The organism is Streptomyces glaucescens, from assembly GCF_002154375.1.
GTDB classification, from domain to species: domain Bacteria; phylum Actinomycetota; class Actinomycetes; order Streptomycetales; family Streptomycetaceae; genus Streptomyces; species Streptomyces glaucescens.
The window spans coordinates 1-646 of record NZ_MUND01001025.1 but is presented as its reverse complement, the minus strand read 5'-3'; the positions used below and the strand labels follow the sequence as shown (position 1 = coordinate 646).

Here is a 646-nt window from a genome sequence, read left to right as displayed (position 1 = left end):
ACTTTGCGGACACGGCCTAGAGGGCACGTCGTCGCCCACCACCGCACGAGCCCACACCGGGTCCGACCGGAACTCCTCCCGGGTTGTCCGCTTCGAGGGGCCGATATCTCCATTGCGCAATCCACGCTCCCGCCCCGACCGCATCCACTACCGTGTCTCCAGGCGCGCATCGCGGCTGATCAGACGCTCGCCAGGACTGACTTTCGAGGACACACGTGCAGATCACGCCCCTGAACCCCGAGGACCCGCCCTCGCTGGGCGACTTCGAACTCCTCGGCCGGATCGGCCAAGGAGGCATGGGCCAGGTCTTCCTGGGAGAGTCGCTCGGCGGTGAGCCCGCCGCGGTGAAGGTGATCAAGCCGTCGGTCGTGGACTCCGAGTCCCGTCGACGGTTCGCTCAGGAGATCGAGGTGCTCAAGACCATCTGGGGTCCCCGCATCGCGGCGTTCCTGGGAGCCGACGCGGAGGCCGAGCAGCCGTGGCTGGCCACCGAGTACGTGGACGGCCCTGACCTCGCCCGGCACGTCAGGACGCACGGACCGCTGCCGTCCGTCCTCACCGCGGCGCTCGGCGCGGTCCTCGCCGAGGCGCTGTCGGCCGTGCACACGCAGGGCCTGCTCCACCGCGACCTCAAGCCGGCCAACGT

General features: G+C 69.8%; 1 protein-coding gene. It reads left to right on the top strand.

Annotated features, from left to right (window positions below; genetic code table 11):
• Positions 1–215 precede the first annotated feature (215 nt).
• A partial coding sequence (locus CCN42_RS40300) for a protein kinase domain-containing protein (protein ID WP_158102209.1) occupies positions 216–646 on the top strand: 431 nt, incomplete at its 3' end.